Consider the following 17,077-nt stretch of genomic DNA (forward strand, 5'->3'; position numbering starts at 1 on the left):
GACATAACCGGGATGCGGGTCAGACCCGCATCCCCAGCCATCCTTTGGAGCAAGCGAATCATGATAGCAATCAGAACCCTGTTGACCCTGACCCTGCTGCTGGGGGTCGCCTACCCGCTGGCGGTCACCGGACTGGCACAGCTGCTGTTCCCCTGGCAGGCCAACGGCAGCCAGCTGACCGACAGTAAACAGCAACTCATCGGTAGCGCCCTGCTGGGGCAGAAATTCGAGCGGGCTGACTATTTCCATCCCCGTCCCTCCGCCAGCGATTTCAACACCACAGGCGGCAGCGCCAGCAATCTGGGGATGAGCTCGCCGCTGCGGGCAGAGTTTGCCGAACAGGTGGCCAAGGCACAGCCTGGAACCCGCTCCCCCGCCATGCTGACCCGCTCCGCCTCCGGCCTCGATCCCCACCTGCCGCTGGATGCGGTGATGGCTCAGGTCAACCGCGTCGCCAAAGAACGTGGACTGGATCCCGCCCAACTGACGGAGCAGGTCAAGTCGGCCACACAAGCTGGTATCCTTGGCCCGCAGGTGGTCAACATTCTCCAGCTGAATCTGCAACTGGATCATAAAAAGGGCGCCTGATGGAGCCCATTCCGGTTTGGTGATGACCTCGATTTTCGAAACGGGCGGTTGGCTCGATAGGGATAACAATGGCTGATGTAGCAAGCGCCGACGCCCTGCTGACGAGTCTGATGCAGGAGCATGGGGATGCGTGATGAGGTAAGGGCCGACGCCCTGCTGGCGAGCCTGGAACAGGAGCACAAGGGCAAGCTGAAGGTGTTTCTCGGGGCCGCTCCCGGCGTGGGCAAGACCTACGCCATGCTGCAGGCGGTGCGGGAACAGGCCAAGGAGGGGGTCGACATCCTGATCGGCGTGGTGGAGACCCACGGCCGGCAGGAGACCCTGGCTCTGCTCGACAAGCTCGCCATCATGCCGCGCAAGATCCACATGCACCGCCAGCAGCGACTGGAGGAGATGGATCTCGACGGCCTGCTCGCCCGCAAACCGGCCATCGCCGTGGTGGACGAGCTGGCCCACAGCAACGCCCCCGGCAGCCGCCACGAGAAGCGCTGGCAGGATGTGGAGGAGCTGCTCAACGCCGGGATCGACGTCTACACCACCCTCAACGTGCAGCATCTGGAGAGCCTCAACGATCTGGTGTGGCAGCTCACCGGGGTCAGGGTGAAAGAGACCCTGCCCGATCAGGTGCTGCTGGAGGCCGACAGTCTGGTGCTGATCGACCTCCCCCCCAAGGAGCTGCTCGGCCGCCTCAAGGAGGGCAAGGTCTATGTGCCCCATCAGGCCAAGGCGGCGCTGCAATCCTTCTTCTCCCTCAACAACCTCACCGCATTGCGGGAGCTGGCGATGCAGACCGCCGCCAGCCATGTGGAGGGCGATCTGCAACTACAGTGGCAGGCAGCAGGCAAGAGCACCTTGCCGCTGCGGGGCAAGCTGATGGTTTGCCTCGGCGACCTGCACGGCTCGGCGCTGGTGCGCTACGGCCACCGCTTTGCCCAGCGCCGCCAGCTCCCGTGGCTGGTGGTGCATGTCGACAGCAATGGCCGCCGCTCTGCCGATGTGGAGCAGGCGCTGGCGCTCGCCTCTCACCTCGGAGCCAAGGTGCTGACGCTCTCCAGTCCGGCGGTCGCCAACACCCTGCTGGAGACCGCCGAACAGCAACAGGTCTCCCAGCTGCTGCTCGGCAAACCTCACAAGGCGCCATGGCGCCGCTCGCTGGTGCAGCACCTGCTCAAGCAGGCGCAGGGGCTCGAAATCACGCTGGTCGATACCGAGAAGCAGAAGCCCGAAGTGGGGATGCGCGTCCCGACCCCGAAGGATATTCACCACAGCCTGCTGGCGGTGACCATCATGGGGATCACCTCGGCTGCCGCCTGGGGGCTCTCCTACTGGCTACCACCCGCAGCGTTGCCACTCATCTTCGTGCTGGGGGTGCTGGCGACGGCCCTCACCACCAGCCTGGTACCCGCCACGCTGGCGGCGGTGCTGGGCTTTATCGCCCACAATCTGCTCTTCACCGCCCCCTACTTCTCCCTGAGCGTCGCCAACCACAGCGATCTGCTCACCCTGTTTGTGCTGCTTATCGTCGGCATGACGGCGGGGCGGCTCGCCTCCCGTCAGCGCCAGCAGTTGATCGGTCTGCGAGAGACCCAGCAGCTGGGCAATGCCCTGCTCTCCCTCAGTCAGGGGCTGGCCACTGCCAGCAGCCCGGAGGAGGTTTTGAGACAAGGTGCCCAGGCCATTTCGCTGGCGCTCGGCCAGCCGACCGTGGTGATCGACAAGGAGTTCAACGATCGGCTCGGCAACGAGAAGCACAGGCCCGGGCAGACCGACAAGGCGGCCATCGACTGGTGTCTGGCCCAGAAGCAGAGCGCCGGTGCCCACACCGCCACCCTCAATGCCGCCGAGGCGCAGTATCACCACCTCAGCGATGACCTGGTGATCGGTATAACGCTGGCCAATCCGCTCTCCTCCTCTGCCGAACATCAGCTGCAGGCGCTGCTCACCGACATTCGCGCCGCGCTGGCGCGGATCGACCTCAACGAGCGGCTGGCCGACAGCCAGCTGCAGGCGGAAACAGACCGGATGCGGGCCGCCCTGCTCTCCTCGGTCTCCCACGACTTGAAGACGCCGCTGGCCACCATCATGGGTGCCGGCAGCACCCTGCTGGAATATGGTGACCGGATCCCCGCCGAAGACCGCGACGAACTGCTCCACTCGGTGCAGGAGGAGGCGCGCCGCCTCCACAGCTATGTGCAGAATCTGCTGGATATGACCCGCATCGGCTCCCCCGACTTCCAGCTGAAACGGGACTGGGTCGATCTGGCGGATCTGGTGGAGAGCGCCCGCAAGCGGCTCGACTCCTCCTGGCGCCAGCACAAGCTGCTGGTCCATTTCGATCAGCATGTGCCCCAGCTTTATGTGCACGGCGCCCTGATCGAGCAGGTGCTGGTCAACATTCTCGACAACGCCTCTCGCTACTCGCCGGCTGGCACCCCCATCGAGTTCAAGGTGATGGTGGCCGAACCCGACCTCATCATCGACATCATCGATATCGGGGTCGGTATCGCCGAATCGGATCGGGAGAAGATCTTCAACCTCTTCTACACCCAGCCGGTTGGCGATTGCGGCAGCCGCGGCACCGGGCTTGGCCTCGCCATTTCCCGCGCTATGATAGAGGCCCACGGCGGCAAGATTTGGGCCTTCTCCGGCCCCAATGGCAACGGCACCTGCATGCGCATCTCCCTGCCGCTCGCACTCAATTCACCGGAGGTTTGATGGCGCACATTCTGGTCATAGATGATGAAGCGGCGATCCGTCGCTTTCTGCGGATCAGCCTGATTGCCGAGGGGCATCAGGTGAGCGAAGCGGTGGGGGTCAATGAAGGGCTGGAGCAGTATCGCCACCTCAACCCCGATCTGGTGATCCTCGATCTCGGTCTGCCGGATGGCGATGGCATTCAGGTGTTGCAGGCCATTCGCGAGCACCACCCCAATCCGGTGCTGGTGTTGTCGGCCCGCGATTCGGAGCAGGAGAAGGTGCGCTTGCTGGATGCCGGTGCCAACGACTACATGAGCAAGCCGTTCGGCATCGGCGAGATGATGGCTCGCATTCGCGTGCTGTTGCGCCAGCGGGCTGGCGTCAGCAGCGGCGAGCGGCGCCACTTCCCCCAATGCGGCCTGACGCTTGATGTCAGCAGCCACAAGGTGACCATGAAGGAGGAGGAGATCCCTCTCTCCCGTAAGGAGTTCGCCCTATTGCAGGCGCTGGTGTGCCACCCCGGCAAGCTGGTGATGCAGACCCAGCTGCTCAACGACATCTGGGGGCCGAGCCACAAGGAGGATACCCACTACCTGCGCATCGTCATCGCCAGTCTGCGCAAAAAGCTGGGGGATAACCCCCAGCAACCGACGCTTATCGAGACCGAATCCGGTATCGGCTACCGTTTTATCGGCAACTGACGTTTCACGTGGAACGACGCCCGCAGCAAAGCAGTGCCAGCAAGCCACAGCCACTCAGCAACAGGCCGAGATCCTGCAATCCGGCCGCCACCGCCAATCCCAGACTGAGCAGCAGGTAGTAACCAAGCCCGAACAGGGCGCCTGCACTACCCGCCACCTCGCGATAGGCCAGCAGCGCCTGACTCAGCACATTGGGAATAGCCAGCCCGAAAGCGACGACGACACCCATCATGGGCAACAGGAACCAGAGGCTGGCCTGAGTCGCCCATACCAGCAGCCCGGTAACCAGCGCCAGAGCGCAAGCCAACCTGACCAGAGATGACGGCAGCCACCCCCTCCCCAGCAGATGCTTGTTGAGCAAGCTGCCGAGCAGAGTCGCCAGCGCCAGCAAGATCCCCGAATAGCCAAACTCGCCGGTGCTCAACCCCAACCCAGCAAACAGGAACGGGGCCAGACTGTAGTAACCAAACAGCATGGTGTTGAACAGGGCGACCAGCATGGCACTGCGCCAGAGTCCGCCATCCTTCATCATCCGGCACGCCAGCAGCCAGAGTTCGACTTGCCGGGTGGTGGCCGGACGGGTTTCCGGCAACTGCCAGCAGGTCACCAGCAGCAAACCTACCGCCAGTACCAGCAGACCGCTGAACACTCCGAGATAGCCGAACCCGCTCGCCAGCTGCCCGCCACTGAGCAGCCCCAGCACCGGGCTGAGTGAGAGCGCTATGCCCATCACCGAGAAGACCCGCGCCAGATCGCTACCCTGATAGCTATCGCGCAGCATGGTCTGGGTCACCACAGATCCCACCGCAGCGCCAAAGGCCGAAATGATCCGGGCCAGCAGCAGGGTTTCAAACTGGTTGGCCAGCAGCGCCAGCAGGGTGCCGACGCCATAGGTGAGCAGACCCGCCAGCATGGCGGGACGCCGCCCGATCAGATCGCAAAGCCGCCCCCAGCAGACCACGCCCACCGCAAACGCCAGAAAATAGACCGACAGGGTCTGGGATGCCAGCCCTTCGCTCACCTGAAACTGGGTAGCGATGTGGGTCAGGACCGGGCTGTAGATGGTCTCCACAATCTGGGGAAACATCATCAATCCCACCACCAGCCAGAGCGGTGGCAACTTGTTGTTCATGACAAACCTCCTTCACAAGAGGTCGCCATTCTAGAGAGACGCCGACTGTCTGATTACAATAAGCAGGACTATAAACATCAAAAATCGGACATATGGCCTTTATTCTTCCCGATCACCCTTTTGACCCCGACCAGCTGACCGGCTGCGTGATCGGCATTGCCTCCGCCCTTGGCTGGCACGACTCGGGCCTGCATCAACATCAGCGTCATCAGCTGCTGTTCGCCCAATCCGGCTGCATGACTATGGAACTGGAAGGTCGGGTCTGCCTGCTGCCGCCCACCCGCGCCGCCTGGCTGCCTGCTGGCACCGAACACCGGATCTTGATGCGCGGTGTGGTGGCCTACCGCTCTCTCTACTTCCAGCCGCACCCCGAGTTGCCCGGCACGGTCGAAGTGCTGGCGGTCAATCCGCTGCTGCACGAACTGATCGAACGGATGGCGCTCTGGCCGTGGGACAAACCGCAAGAGCAGCAACAACGGACGGTGGCACTGTTTATGGAGGAGTTGGGGCAGGCGCCGCGGGAGTCGTGGCAGTTGCCGCTGCCGACGGATCCCAGACTGGGCGGCTGGCTACAGCAGTTGAAACGGGGAGATGCCCTGCCCGATCGGCTCAACCGGCTGGCCGAACGGGTGGGTGCCAGTGACAAGACCATTGGCCGCATCTTCATGCGGGAGACCGGCATGAGCTATCAGGCGTGGCGCCAGCAGTGGCGGCTGTTGCGCGCCATGGAGCTGCTGGCAGAAAGCGAGTCCATCAGCCGGATTGCCGCTACGCTGGAGTTCTCCAGCGACAGCGCCTTTATCAGCTTCTTCAAACAACATACGGGACAGACCCCCCTGCGCTACCTCAGCTCTCGGGGTGAGTCGCCACAGCCTGGCTCGCCTCCACCACCAGGGTATCCAGCGCCAGCGGCTTGAGATTGTGCAGCGCATCCTGCACCACGGCATGGGATGCCTGTTGCAACTCGCTCTGCACATCCTGCTCCAGCTGGGCACTCTCCAGCTCGGGCCGCGGGTTTTCGTTGGCCATCACGTTCAGGCTCAGGGCACTCACAATCAGGGTAGCGATCAGGCTTTTCATCTGGTTTGCTCCGGTATGGTTGAGATGACCAGATAGCTATTCCAATAGTTGTGCCAATCCTCACGCAATTCATAACATGATGATTTTGTTTAAATTAACTATATATCGATACCAAATTGAGTCGCAAAATGCATCCCGCTCGGTCATTTTTAAACCAACAGTTGGTGCTTTTAACCACGCTTGATTTTTGCACCATGTTCCACGTGGAACGTCCCATCTTTTTGATCGACACCCGCTTTTAAACTGAGCTATGGTGCTACATCCCCGTAACTCAAATCTGGATCTGTCACTGAATGGAATTTTCCTTGTTCGGCGAGAAGTTCACTCGCCACGCCGGTATTACCCAACTCATGGATGACCTCAATCAGGGGCTGACCAATCCGGACGCAATCATGCTGGGTGGCGGCAATCCAGCCCCGATCCCCGCCATGCTGGAGCGCTTTCAGGCCGAGGCCAAGAGCCTGCTCGACAACGGCGAGCTGGTCAAAGCGATGGCCAACTACGACGGCCCGCAAGGCAAAGACAGGTTCACCAAAGCGCTGGCCGCCCTGCTCAGCAAGGAGCTGGGATGGGATATCTCGGCCCGCAATATCGCCCTGACCAACGGCAGCCAGAATGCCTTCTTCTACCTGTTTAACCTGCTGGCCGGCGAATTTGCCGATGGCCGCAAGAAGAAGGTGCTGTTCCCGCTTGCCCCCGAATACATCGGCTATGCCGACTCGGCGCTGGCCGACGACTACTTCGTGGCCTACAAGCCCACCATCGAGAAGCTGCCCGATGGCCAGTTCAAATACCACGTGGATTTCGAGAGCCTGCAGGTAGGTGACGACATCGGGGTGATCTGCGTCTCCCGCCCAACCAACCCCACCGGCAATGTGCTGACCGACGAAGAGATCGAACACCTCGATCAGATTGCCCGCGACAAGGGGATTCCGCTGCTGATCGACAACGCCTACGGCGTCCCCTTCCCGGGCATCATCTTCAGCGAAGCCAAGCCATTCTGGAACGCCAACACCATCCTCTGCATGAGCCTCTCCAAGCTCGGCCTGCCAGGCACCCGCTGCGGCATCGTCATCGCCGACGAGAAGATCATCCAGGCCATCACCAACCTGAGCGGCATCATCAATCTGGCGCCGGGCAGTCTGGGGCCCGCCATCACCATCCCGATGATCGAGAGCGGCGATATCATCGCCCTCAGCGAACAGGTGGTGAAGCCCTTCTATCAGCAAAAGGCGGAGCTGGCGGTGCAGCTGCTGCGCGAAGCGATCCCCGACCCGCGCTTCCACATTCATAAACCGGAAGGGGCCCTCTTCCTCTGGCTCTGGTTTGAAGGCTTGCCGATCCACTGTCAGGAGCTCTATGAGCGACTGAAGGCGAAAAACCTGCTGATCGTGCCGGGTCACTACTTCTTCCCCGGCATCGACGACCCAGAGTGGCGCCACAGCCAGGAGTGCATCCGCCTCAACTACTCCCAAAGCGAGGAGCTGGTTCGCCGCGGCATCGCCATTCTGGCGGACGAGATCAACACCCTCTACGCTGGTTAATCCAACCCAGCGATACAAAAACAACAAAGGCCTGCAGATGCAGGCCTTTGTTGTTTATCGCGATCCGGTTTGCTTAACCGGGCAACGCCAGCTGCTCGGGTTTGCCGATGGGGATGGCCCGAGGCTTGAGCGCCTCCGGCAGCTCGCGAGCCAGATCGATGGTTAGCAGACCATGCTCCAGCTTGGCACCCTGCACTTCCACGTGTTGGCTCAGCTTGAAGGCGAGCTCGAAGTCGCGCTCGGCAATCCCCTGATGGAGGAACTGACGCTCACCGGCCGCAGCCCCTTTGCGCCCCTTCACCTTGAGGGTGCCGTTTTCGGTCTCCAGCTCCAGCTCTTCGCGCTCGAAGCCAGCCACGGCGACCGTGATGCGATAGCCATCCTGATCACGCTTTTCAATGTTGTACGGGGGGTAAGCTGCGGTCTTCTGATCAAACAGACCTTCCAGCTCACGGGCCATCCGCTCGAAGCCGACAGCGTTGGAATAGAGATGAGAAAAATCGAGGTTACGCATAATCCTATCCTTCTAATAAGCAACAGGTTCAACTCTCCACAGGCCCGTCATCGGCACCCGGGAAATTTTAAAATTTCAGTGAATTCAGGCTATCAGCCGTTGATCTCGATCTTGCGCGGCTTCATCGCCTCGGGCACTTCACGCACCAGTTCGATGTGCAGCAAGCCGTTTTTCAGGTCGGCCCCTTTCACCCGCACATAGTCGGCCAGCTGGAAGCGGCGCTCGAAACCACGTTCGGCGATCCCCTGATAGAGATAGTTGCGCCCGGTGTCGGCCTGCTTGTTGCCCTTCACCGTCAGCAGATTTTCCTGGAAGCTCAGCTCCAGCTCTTCCTGGGTAAAGCCCGCCACCGCCATGCTGATGCGGTAGTCGTTGTCACCCAGCTGCTCGATGTTGTAGGGGGGATAACCGGCATTGCCATTGCTGGCCGCAGATTCGATGAGATTGGCCAGACGATCGAAACCGATGGCAGAACGATAGAGCGGAGAAAAGTCGATAGAACGCATAGTATTACCCTCTTGTGAGCGATAACGGATGTTTTGCCCTCCTTATGGACGGGCGCCTGGTCGAAACCTCTGTCGAGCGTTCCGGCCTTGTTACCTATATAGGGGCTCACTTTTTCCTTTCAAGGGGATTTTTTCAAATTTATAAATGGCCGCGCCGACCTGTAGAACATCAACCTGTTGGCCCGATAGTGATGATAATCGACCCGTGGGCCACTGATGACAACTCGCTCCGTCTCCCATAATTGGTTGCATATCCACCAGCCAACATGGAGCCATCCCATGAAGATTACTCAGGTTCGCAACGCCACCTTGCTGCTCGACTATGCCGGCACCCGCTTTCTGATCGACCCCATGCTCTCGGCCAAGGGGGCCTTCCCCGGCTTTGAGGGCACCGCCAACAGCCAGCTGCGCAATCCGCTGGTCGAGCTGCCGCTGCCGATCAATGAGCTGGTCGATGTGGACGCCGTTATCGTCACCCACGACCATCCCGACCACTGGGATGATGCCGCCAGAGCCCTGATCCCCAAACATCTGCCGCTCTTGGTACAACATCAGAAAGATGCTGATGCCATTCGTGCCAGTGGCTTTGAGGATGTGCGCCTGCTGAGCGACCAGCCCGAGTTTGCCGGCATTCGCCTGCAGCAGACCGGTGGCCAGCACGGCAGCGACCAGTTGATGGCGGTACTGGGCGAGCGAATGGGAGAAGTGTGCGGTGTGGTCTTCTCCCACCCCGATGAACAGAGCCTCTATCTGGCCGGTGATACCATCTTGCATCCCTCGGTCAAACAAGCCCTGCAACAGCATCAACCCGAGGTCATCATCCTCAACTGTGGCGATGCACAGGTGCCCGGACTCGGTTCCATCATCATGGGCAAGGAGGATGTCGCCGCCGTTTATCAGGCCGCACCGCAAGCCACGCTGATCGCCAGCCATATGGAGGCGGTCAACCACGCCGTGCTGTCACGTCAGGAACTTCATACCTATCTGACCGAGCGAGGCATGATGGATCGGGTGTGGATACCGGCGGATGGCGAGGCTCTCTCGCTGTAACTGACTGGGCCATGCCGAACAGCGCGCATGGCCCTTCGGCTTTCACAGCCAAACGCTTATGATGAGAGGTCTGCGCGTAGAGAGGAGCCAACACCATGACCACCCCGATCGTTGCCGTGGTGACCTTCGATCACTTCAGCCTTTTTCACTGCGCCGTCCCCTGCCTCATCTTCGGCGATATTCTGCCGGGCCAGCCGCTGTTCGAGCTCAAGATCTGCTGCGGCGATGGCAACCGCCACGCACACTCGGCACAAGGCTTCACCATTCAGGCCTCCTATGGGCTGGAGGTGCTGGCCGAGGCGGAGATCATCGTCATCCCCTTCTGGCACGACCCGGCAGCACGGCCACCCGCAGCGCTGCTCGATGCCCTGATTGCCGCCAGAGCCAGAGGTGCCAGGCTGGTCGGGCTCTGTCTTGGCACCTATGTGCTCGCCTACGCCGGACTACTTAATGGTCGCAAAGCATCGACCCACTGGGAGTACGAACAGGATTTCTGTCGCCGCTTTCCTTGCGTGCAGCTCGATACCAACGCCCTCTATGTGGATGACGAGGGGCTGGTCACCTCGGCAGGTACCGCCGCCGGACTGGACTGCTGCCTCTATCTGGTACGCCAGTACCACGGCTCGGCCATCGCCAACAAGGTGGCGCGGCGGCTGGTGATCCCGCCTCACCGGGAAGGGGGCCAAGCCCAGTTTATCGAACAGCCGGTGCCCGCCTCCACCCGCGATGTCAGGATGAACCAGTTGCTCGATCACCTGCGTGCCCATCTGGCCGAACCCCACACCCTGGATTCTCTGGCGGCCCACACCCTGATGAGCCGCCGCACCTTTACCCGCCGTTTTCATCAGGCTACCGGCCTCTCGGTGGGTGAATGGCTGCTGGCGGAGCGGCTCAGGCGCAGTCAGGAGCTGCTGGAGGTAAGCGGCCATTCAATCGATCGCATTGCCGAGCTGGTTGGCTTCAAGAGTGCCACCTCTTTGCGCAACCACTTCCGCGGCCGCTTTGCCATCTCCCCCAGCGAGTGGCGACGATCTTTTCGTGGCCAAAACCCCTGATACCAAAGCACGATGTTTCACGTGGAACGTGCAACTTCTTTCGCCCAAAAACAAAAAGCCGCTCACAGGGAGCGGCTTTTTTTATATCGAGCTGACAGCGTCGATTAGACGTCGAGGTTGGCTACGCGCAGGGCATTGGTCTCGATAAAGTCACGACGGGGCTCAACGGCATCACCCATCAGGGTGGAGAAGAGCTGGTCAGCACCGACGGCGTCGTCGATGGTGACGCGCAGCATGCGACGAGCTTCCGGATCCATGGTGGTTTCCCACAGCTGGTCAGGGTTCATCTCACCCAGCCCTTTATAGCGCTGGATGTAGATGCCGCGTTTGCCTTCACCCATCAGCCACTCGACGGCTTCGACGAAGTTGGCAACCGGTTTGACCTTCTCGCCACGCTTGATGAAACCACCTTCCTCGATCAGGTTGGCGATCTCCTTGCCCAGCGAGACCAGTTGACGGTACTCACCGGACTGCAGGAAGTCGTAGCTGAGCGGATATTCGCGGTCGACACCGTGCTGACGTACCACGGCGTGCGGCACGTACAGGCTGCGCTCTTCATCACGACGAACCTGGATCTGGTACTGGATACCGTGGTTGCTCTCGTTGAGCACGGCTTCCATACCCTGACACCAGGCCAGCAGATCGCTCTCGCTGTTCAGCAGCGCTTCGTTCAGCTCCGGCTGATAGATCAGCTGGGTCAGCACGGCTTCGGGCGCACGACGAGACATGCGGGTGATCAGGTGAGTCACCGAGCGATGCTGGTTGACCAGACGCTCCAGCGCCTCGCCACCGATGGCCGGAGCAGACTCGTTGACGTGCAGGGTAGCACCGTCCAGCGCCATGGCGGTCTGGTACTGCAGCAGCGCGTCTTCGTCTTTCAGATACTGCTCCTGCTTGCCCTTCTTCACCTTGTAGAGCGGCGGCTGGGCAATGTAGACATAGCCACGTTCGATGATTTCCGGCATCTGACGATAGAAGAAGGTCAGCAGCAGGGTTCGGATGTGCGCACCATCGACGTCCGCATCGGTCATGATGATGATGTTGTGATAACGCAGCTTGTCCGGGTTGTACTCGTCGCGACCGATACCGCAACCCAGTGCAGTGATCAGGGTGCCCACCTCTTGCGAGGAGATCATCTTGTCGAAACGGGCCTTCTCAACGTTCAGGATTTTACCCTTGAGCGGCAGGATGGCCTGGTTCTTACGGTTGCGACCCTGCTTGGCGGAACCGCCAGCAGAGTCCCCTTCCACTATGTAGAGTTCGGAGAGAGCCGGGTCTTTTTCCTGACAGTCAGCCAGCTTGCCGGGCAGACCGGCGATATCCAGCGCGCCTTTGCGGCGGGTCAGTTCGCGGGCTTTGCGGGCCGCTTCACGGGCACGGGCCGCATCGATGATCTTGTTGACCACGATCTTGGCATCGCCCGGGTTTTCCAGCAGGAAGTCCGCCAGCTTCTCACCCATCGCCTGCTCAACTGCGGTCTTCACTTCGGAAGAGACCAGCTTGTCCTTGGTCTGGGAGGAGAACTTGGGATCCGGCACCTTGACGGAGATAACGGCAATCAGACCTTCACGCACGTCGTCGCCACTGGCGGCAGACTTGGCCTTCTTGCTGTAATCCTCTTTGTCCATATAGGAGTTCAGAGTACGGGTCAGCGCGGTACGGAAGCCAACGAGGTGAGTACCACCATCCCGCTGCGGGATGTTGTTGGTGAAGCAGTAGACCCCTTCCTGATAGGCGTCATTCCACTGCATCGCCACTTCAACGCCGATACCATCCTGCTCGGTGGTGAAATGGAACACCTTCGGGTGGATCGGGGTCTTGTTCTGGTTCAGGTACTCAACGAACGCCTTGATGCCACCCTCGTAGCAGAAATGCGCCTCACGGCCGTCACGCTCATCCATCAGACGGATGGAAACACCGGAGTTGAGGAAGGAGAGCTCGCGCAGGCGCTTGGCCAGAATCTCGTAGTGGAACAGGGTGTCGCTGAAGATGGTCGGGCTTGGCCAGAAGCGAACTTCAGTACCGGTGCCGGTGCTGTCGCCAATCTGCTTGAGCGGAGCTTGCGGCTCACCCAGATGATAGGTCTGTTCGTAGACGTGGCCGTTACGACGAATGGTCAGCAACAGCTTGTCAGAGAGGGCGTTAACGACGGAGACGCCGACGCCGTGCAGACCACCGGAAACCTTGTAGGAGTTGTCATCGAACTTACCGCCAGCGTGCAGCACGGTCATGATGACTTCGGCAGCGGAGCGGCCCTCTTCCGGGTGAATATCGACCGGAATACCACGGCCGTTATCACGCACGGAGACGGAGCCATCGGAATGGATCTTGACCTGAATATCGGAGCAGTAGCCAGCGAGCGCCTCGTCAATGGAGTTATCGACGACCTCGAACACCATGTGGTGCAGACCCGAGCCATCATCCGTATCGCCGATATACATCCCCGGGCGCTTGCGGACCGCATCCAGGCCCTTCAGCACCTTGATATTCGAGGAGTCGTAAGTATTTTCACTCATAGCTTACTCTCTGCCTTCTCTAACGTTTCGGAGATTTTACCCTGTTCCACGTGGAACAACTTGCAGTCATTCGCATCCATCATGTCTGCGAGCTGACCGGTGTCGATGGCGGTGATAAACACCTGGGACGCACACTGCTTCAGCCTTGCGGCCAGCAAGCGGCGCTTGTCGACATCCAGTTCAGAGGCAAAATCGTCAATTAAAAAAATACAGCCACGGCTGCTATGTTGATTCAAATAGAGCCCTTGGGCCAGTCGCATGGCGCAGACCAGCAACTTCAGCTGACCCCGGGACAAAATATCCTGAGCGGGTACCCCGTTAGCCTTGAGGCGAACATCGGCTTTCTGTGGACCGACACCGGTATAGCCCAGCGCCCGATCCCGCTCAAACCCCGCCTCCAGCAGATCGCCGAGGGGAGTATCTTTCTCCCAGCCCCGGTAAAAGCCGAGACTGATATCGAATTCCGGCAGAAAATCCGCCGTCATCTCCTTGATCAGGGGCGTAATGGCCTGACAATAACTGGCGCGAAACTCGGCCAGCTCACCACCCAGTCGCACCAGCTCCTGATCCCAGAACGCCAGCTGGCGGTACTGGGTGCTCTGGCGCAGTAGCGCATTGCGCTGTTTCAGCAGCCGCCGCACTCGTCCCCAGAGGGCAAAGAAGGTCGGCTCCTGATGGAAAACACCCCAATCGAGCCAGGCGCGGCGAGCCTGAGGCCCGCCCGTCAGCAGGTTGAAGCCATCGGGATGGATCAACTGCACCGGCAACAGCTCCGCCAAATCTGCCAGCCGCTGGGCCTGCGCCCCGGCAATCTTGAGCTGGGTCTCGCCACTCTTGTCTTTGGCAAGACCGATCGGTACCTGACGCCCTTCCAGTTCACACTGGGCAAACAGGGTAAAGGCCCTCTCCCCCTGGCGGATGACCCGCCCGGTCAAATGAGTGCGAAAGGAGCGCCCCAGACCAAGGTAGTGAATGGCTTCCAGCACGCTGGTCTTGCCGCTGCCATTGCACCCGACCAGAATGTTGAGGCCGGGCGACAGCTTGAGACTGGCTTGCTGGATATTGCGAAAGTCGCTGAGCTGGAGTTTGACCAGGGACACGACTAGATCCGCATCGGCATCACCACGTACTGAGCATCCTGATGTTCAAAATCCTCAATAATGGCACTGCTGATGGAATCGCTCAGGCTAATCCGAATTTGGTCACATTTTAACGTATTCAGCACGTCGAGCACATAAGAGACGTTAAAGCCGATCTCCATCTCGCCAGCGGCATATTGTACGTCAAGCAGCTCTTCGGCTTCTTCCTGTTCCGGGTTGTTGGCGGTGATGCGCAGCAGGTTTTCCTGCAGATTGAGACGCACCCCACGGAATTTCTCGTTGGAGAGGATGGCGGCGCGGGCAAACGCCTGACGCAGATCCTCACGGCCGGCGATGAGGGCCTTGTCGCTGTTGCGCGGAATGACGCGACGCCAGTCCGGGAAGCGGCCATCCACCAGCTTGGAGGTGAAGATGAAGCCATCGAGGGCGGCACGCAGGTTGCTGCGGCCGATCTGCAGCCGCACCGGCTTGTCTTCTGCTTCCAGCAGACGCACCAGCTCCAATACCCCTTTGCGCGGCAGAATAACCTGATGATCGGGCAGCGATTCCCCTACTACCTCGCGGCGGCAGGTGGCCAGACGGTGACCGTCGGTCGCCACGGTACGCAGACCGTGACCTTCACTCTCGAACAGCATGCCGTTCAGGTAGTAACGCACATCCTGGCTGGCCATGGAGAACTGGGTCGCATCGATCAGCTTCTTCAGCTCCAGCTGGCTGATATCGAACTCGAGCACGGATTCCCAATCCTCGATGTTCGGATACTCGGTCGCCGGCAGGGTCGATAGGTTGAAGCGGGAACGACCGGACCGGATGATCAGGCGCTCGCCTTCGGTATTGAGACGGATCTCGGCGCTTTCCGGCAGACCACGGCAGATATCCAGCAGCTTGCGCGCCGGTACTGTGGTGCGGCCATCTTCTCTGGCCCCGTTCAGATAGACCTGACCGATCATCTCTACTTCGAGATCGGTGCCGGTCAGTGACAGCAGACCGTTGCTGACATCAAGCAGCACGTTGCCGAGGATCGGCAGGGTCGGTCGGCCGCCGAGGGCGCCGGACACCAGTTGCAGAGGACGTAACAGGGCCTCACGGCTAATTTCGAGCTGCATCTGTGCTCTCCGTTGTGATTAGGAGGAAAAGATTCGGATCAGGTTGGAATATTCGCGCTGCATCTGTCCACTCGATTCCGTTATCAGGAAGAAAGGGTACGGATCAGGTTGGAATAGTCCTCCTTGATGTCGTGACTCTCCTCCTTCAGCTGCTCGATCTTGCGGCAGGCATGAAGAACGGTAGTGTGGTCACGGCCACCAAAGGCATCACCTATCTCCGGCAAACTGTGGTTGGTCAGCTCCTTGGCCAGTGCCATCGCCAGTTGGCGCGGACGAGCAACAGAGCGGGAACGACGCTTGGAGAGCAGATCCGCCAGCTTGATCTTGTAGTACTCCGCCACCGTCTTCTGGATATTGTCGATGGTGACCAGCTTCTCCTGCAGTGCCAACAGGTCGCGCAGCGCTTCGCGCACAAAATCGATGTTGATGGCACGGCCGGTGAAGTTGGCGTTGGCGATAACCCGGTTGAGGGCACCTTCCAGTTCACGGACGTTGGATCGCAGACGTTTGGCAATGAAGAAGGCCACTTCATCCGGCAGATGGATCTGGTTCTCGTCTGCCTTGCGCATCAGGATCGCGACGCGGGTCTCCAGCTCCGGCGGCTCGATCGCCACGGTCAGGCCCCAGCCGAAGCGGGACTTGAGGCGATCCTCGACACCGTTGATCTCCTTCGGATAGCGATCCGAGGTCAGGATGATCTGCTGGTTACCTTCCAGCAAGGCATTGAAGGTATGGAAGAACTCCTCCTGGGAGCGCTCCTTGTTGGCGAAAAACTGGATGTCATCGATGAGCAGGGCATCGACGCTGCGGTAGTAACGCTTGAACTCTTCAATGGCGTTGTTTTGCAGCGCTTTCACCATGTCCTGAACAAACCGCTCGGAGTGCATATAGATGACTTTGGCATCTTTTTTACTCTCCTTGATGGCATTGCCAACGGCGTGCAGCAGGTGGGTTTTACCCAGGCCGGTGCCGCCATAGAGGAACAGCGGGTTGTAAGCACCCCCCGGATTGTCCGCTACCTGACGGGCAGCCGCACGCGCCAACTGGTTGGACTTACCCTCGACGAAATTCTCGAAGGTATAGTTCACGTTGGTGTTGCTCTTGTGGTTCGGCTCGGGCTTGGCTTCAGCCTTGCTTTCCCAGCTCTTCTGCAAGTTATTCACAGGCGCGGCACCCTGTACCGGCGCTCTGGCGACAGCAATAGGATGGGGACGATTGCCTATATCAAAACGCAGGGCGGGGCCGTCGACCCCGCAGAGTTCGTTGATGATGCCGTTAACCCGGATGAGATACTTGTCTCGTACCCAGTCCAGAACAAAGCGATTCGGTGCATACAGGGTCAGAGTATTGTCACTCAACTCCGCTTGAAGCGGCCGGATCCACATGCTGAATTCTGCCGAGGGCAACTCATCTTGCAGCCGGTTAAGGCACTGCTGCCATAGCGAAGCAGTCACTCTAAACTCCTGTCGATTGATTAACTAAAGACCG

Annotated in this window: 15 protein-coding genes; 7 read left to right on the top strand and 8 right to left on the bottom strand. The window is 60.0% G+C overall.

Translation table 11 applies throughout. The features are described 5' to 3' along the window. Positions 1-60 precede the first annotated feature (60 nt). The 3 genes from G5221_RS17685 to G5221_RS17695 all read left to right on the top strand — a co-directional run bounded on the left by G5221_RS17685 (position 61) and on the right by G5221_RS17695 (position 3,986). A complete protein-coding gene (locus G5221_RS17685) occupies positions 61-588 on the top strand; it encodes a potassium-transporting ATPase subunit C (RefSeq protein ID WP_421263646.1) in 528 nt (175 codons plus the stop codon). Positions 589-714: 126 nt separating this feature from the next. Beyond that, a complete protein-coding gene (locus tag G5221_RS17690; RefSeq protein ID WP_005355773.1) occupies positions 715-3,303 on the top strand; it encodes a sensor histidine kinase in 2,589 nt (862 codons plus the stop codon). Beyond that, positions 3,303-3,986, top strand: a complete 684-nt coding sequence (locus G5221_RS17695; protein ID WP_047439862.1) for a response regulator — start codon at positions 3,303-3,305, stop codon at positions 3,984-3,986. Before G5221_RS17690 ends, G5221_RS17695 begins: the two co-directional genes overlap by 1 nt. A 4-nt stretch (positions 3,987-3,990) precedes the next feature. Here the strand turns inward: G5221_RS17695 and G5221_RS17700 are convergent, their stop codons facing one another. After that, positions 3,991-5,118: a multidrug effflux MFS transporter gene (locus G5221_RS17700; protein ID WP_421263647.1), complete on the bottom strand. Its 1,128-nt coding sequence runs from the start codon at positions 5,116-5,118 to the stop codon at positions 3,991-3,993. A 92-nt stretch (positions 5,119-5,210) separates the two neighbouring features. On the opposite strand from G5221_RS17700, the gene G5221_RS17705 reads away from it, so the two are divergent. Next, on the top strand, positions 5,211-6,035 hold the full coding sequence (locus G5221_RS17705; RefSeq protein WP_158111053.1) for an AraC family transcriptional regulator: 825 nt from the start codon (positions 5,211-5,213) through the stop codon (positions 6,033-6,035). On the opposite strand, the gene G5221_RS17710 is transcribed toward G5221_RS17705, so the two are convergent. Beyond that, positions 5,965-6,198: a hypothetical protein gene (locus G5221_RS17710; protein WP_005342304.1), complete on the bottom strand. Its 234-nt coding sequence runs from the start codon at positions 6,196-6,198 to the stop codon at positions 5,965-5,967. The genes G5221_RS17705 and G5221_RS17710 overlap by 71 nt on opposite strands. A 293-nt stretch (positions 6,199-6,491) precedes the next feature. Here G5221_RS17710 and G5221_RS17715 point away from each other — a divergent pair, with 293 nt between their 5' ends. Further along, on the top strand, positions 6,492-7,742 hold the full coding sequence (locus G5221_RS17715; RefSeq protein WP_058056554.1) for a valine--pyruvate transaminase: 1,251 nt from the start codon (positions 6,492-6,494) through the stop codon (positions 7,740-7,742). 73 nt (positions 7,743-7,815) lie between these two features. Here G5221_RS17715 and G5221_RS17720 read toward each other — a convergent pair whose 3' ends face one another. Together G5221_RS17720 and G5221_RS17725 are read right to left on the bottom strand one after the other, a co-directional pair. Next, complete coding sequence (locus G5221_RS17720; protein WP_005357182.1) at positions 7,816-8,256, bottom strand: Hsp20 family protein; 441 nt, start codon at positions 8,254-8,256, stop codon at positions 7,816-7,818. 92 nt (positions 8,257-8,348) lie between these two features. Further along, the gene (locus G5221_RS17725) at positions 8,349-8,762 is read right to left on the bottom strand and encodes an Hsp20 family protein (RefSeq protein WP_005339298.1); all 414 of its coding nucleotides are present in this window, start codon (positions 8,760-8,762) and stop codon (positions 8,349-8,351) included. A 279-nt stretch (positions 8,763-9,041) separates the two neighbouring features. On the opposite strand from G5221_RS17725, the gene G5221_RS17730 reads away from it, so the two are divergent. Next, entirely contained in the window at positions 9,042-9,812 is a 771-nt protein-coding gene (locus G5221_RS17730; protein WP_337073437.1) for an MBL fold metallo-hydrolase, read from the top strand. 95 nt (positions 9,813-9,907) lie between these two features. Further along, positions 9,908-10,867, top strand: a complete 960-nt coding sequence (locus G5221_RS17735; RefSeq protein WP_042054354.1) for a helix-turn-helix domain-containing protein — start codon at positions 9,908-9,910, stop codon at positions 10,865-10,867. Between the two features lie 104 nt (positions 10,868-10,971). On the opposite strand, the gene gyrB is transcribed toward G5221_RS17735, so the two are convergent. The 4 genes from gyrB to dnaA all read right to left on the bottom strand — a co-directional run bounded on the left by gyrB (position 10,972) and on the right by dnaA (position 17,043). Beyond that, entirely contained in the window at positions 10,972-13,383 is a 2,412-nt protein-coding gene (gene gyrB, locus G5221_RS17740) for a DNA topoisomerase (ATP-hydrolyzing) subunit B (RefSeq protein WP_076494165.1), read from the bottom strand. Beyond that, positions 13,380-14,483 carry a DNA replication/repair protein RecF gene (gene recF / locus G5221_RS17745; RefSeq protein ID WP_005339305.1) on the bottom strand — a complete coding sequence of 368 codons (1,104 nt, stop codon included), beginning with the start codon at positions 14,481-14,483 and terminating at the stop codon, positions 13,380-13,382. Before recF ends, gyrB begins: the two co-directional genes overlap by 4 nt. 2 nt (positions 14,484-14,485) lie before the next feature. Beyond that, positions 14,486-15,589, bottom strand: coding sequence for a DNA polymerase III subunit beta (dnaN, locus tag G5221_RS17750; protein ID WP_421263648.1), 1,104 nt, complete (start codon positions 15,587-15,589; stop codon positions 14,486-14,488). A gap of 83 nt (positions 15,590-15,672) precedes the next feature. Beyond that, on the bottom strand, positions 15,673-17,043 hold the full coding sequence (dnaA, locus tag G5221_RS17755; protein ID WP_421263649.1) for a chromosomal replication initiator protein DnaA: 1,371 nt from the start codon (positions 17,041-17,043) through the stop codon (positions 15,673-15,675). Between the last annotated feature and the right edge of the window lie 34 nt (positions 17,044-17,077).

Source organism: Aeromonas sp. 602200, assembly GCF_049173895.1.
Taxonomy (GTDB): domain Bacteria; phylum Pseudomonadota; class Gammaproteobacteria; order Enterobacterales; family Aeromonadaceae; genus Aeromonas; species Aeromonas veronii_A.

Bases quoted from the DNA above. Each gene is read 5' to 3' on its own strand.
- G5221_RS17685 (WP_421263646.1), top strand. From the start codon at position 61: ATGATAGCAATCAGAACCCTGTTGACCCTGACCCTGCTGCTGGGGGTC.
- G5221_RS17690 (WP_005355773.1), top strand. From the start codon at position 715: ATGCGTGATGAGGTAAGGGCCGACGCCCTGCTGGCGAGCCTGGAACAG.
- G5221_RS17695 (WP_047439862.1), top strand. From the start codon at position 3,303: ATGGCGCACATTCTGGTCATAGATGATGAAGCGGCGATCCGTCGCTTT.
- G5221_RS17700 (WP_421263647.1), bottom strand. From the start codon at position 5,118: ATGAACAACAAGTTGCCACCGCTCTGGCTGGTGGTGGGATTGATGATG.
- G5221_RS17705 (WP_158111053.1), top strand. From the start codon at position 5,211: ATGGCCTTTATTCTTCCCGATCACCCTTTTGACCCCGACCAGCTGACC.
- G5221_RS17710 (WP_005342304.1), bottom strand. From the start codon at position 6,198: ATGAAAAGCCTGATCGCTACCCTGATTGTGAGTGCCCTGAGCCTGAAC.
- G5221_RS17715 (WP_058056554.1), top strand. From the start codon at position 6,492: ATGGAATTTTCCTTGTTCGGCGAGAAGTTCACTCGCCACGCCGGTATT.
- G5221_RS17720 (WP_005357182.1), bottom strand. From the start codon at position 8,256: ATGCGTAACCTCGATTTTTCTCATCTCTATTCCAACGCTGTCGGCTTC.
- G5221_RS17725 (WP_005339298.1), bottom strand. From the start codon at position 8,762: ATGCGTTCTATCGACTTTTCTCCGCTCTATCGTTCTGCCATCGGTTTC.
- G5221_RS17730 (WP_337073437.1), top strand. From the start codon at position 9,042: ATGAAGATTACTCAGGTTCGCAACGCCACCTTGCTGCTCGACTATGCC.
- G5221_RS17735 (WP_042054354.1), top strand. From the start codon at position 9,908: ATGACCACCCCGATCGTTGCCGTGGTGACCTTCGATCACTTCAGCCTT.
- gyrB (WP_076494165.1), bottom strand. From the start codon at position 13,383: ATGAGTGAAAATACTTACGACTCCTCGAATATCAAGGTGCTGAAGGGC.
- dnaN (WP_421263648.1), bottom strand. From the start codon at position 15,589: ATGCAGCTCGAAATTAGCCGTGAGGCCCTGTTACGTCCTCTGCAACTG.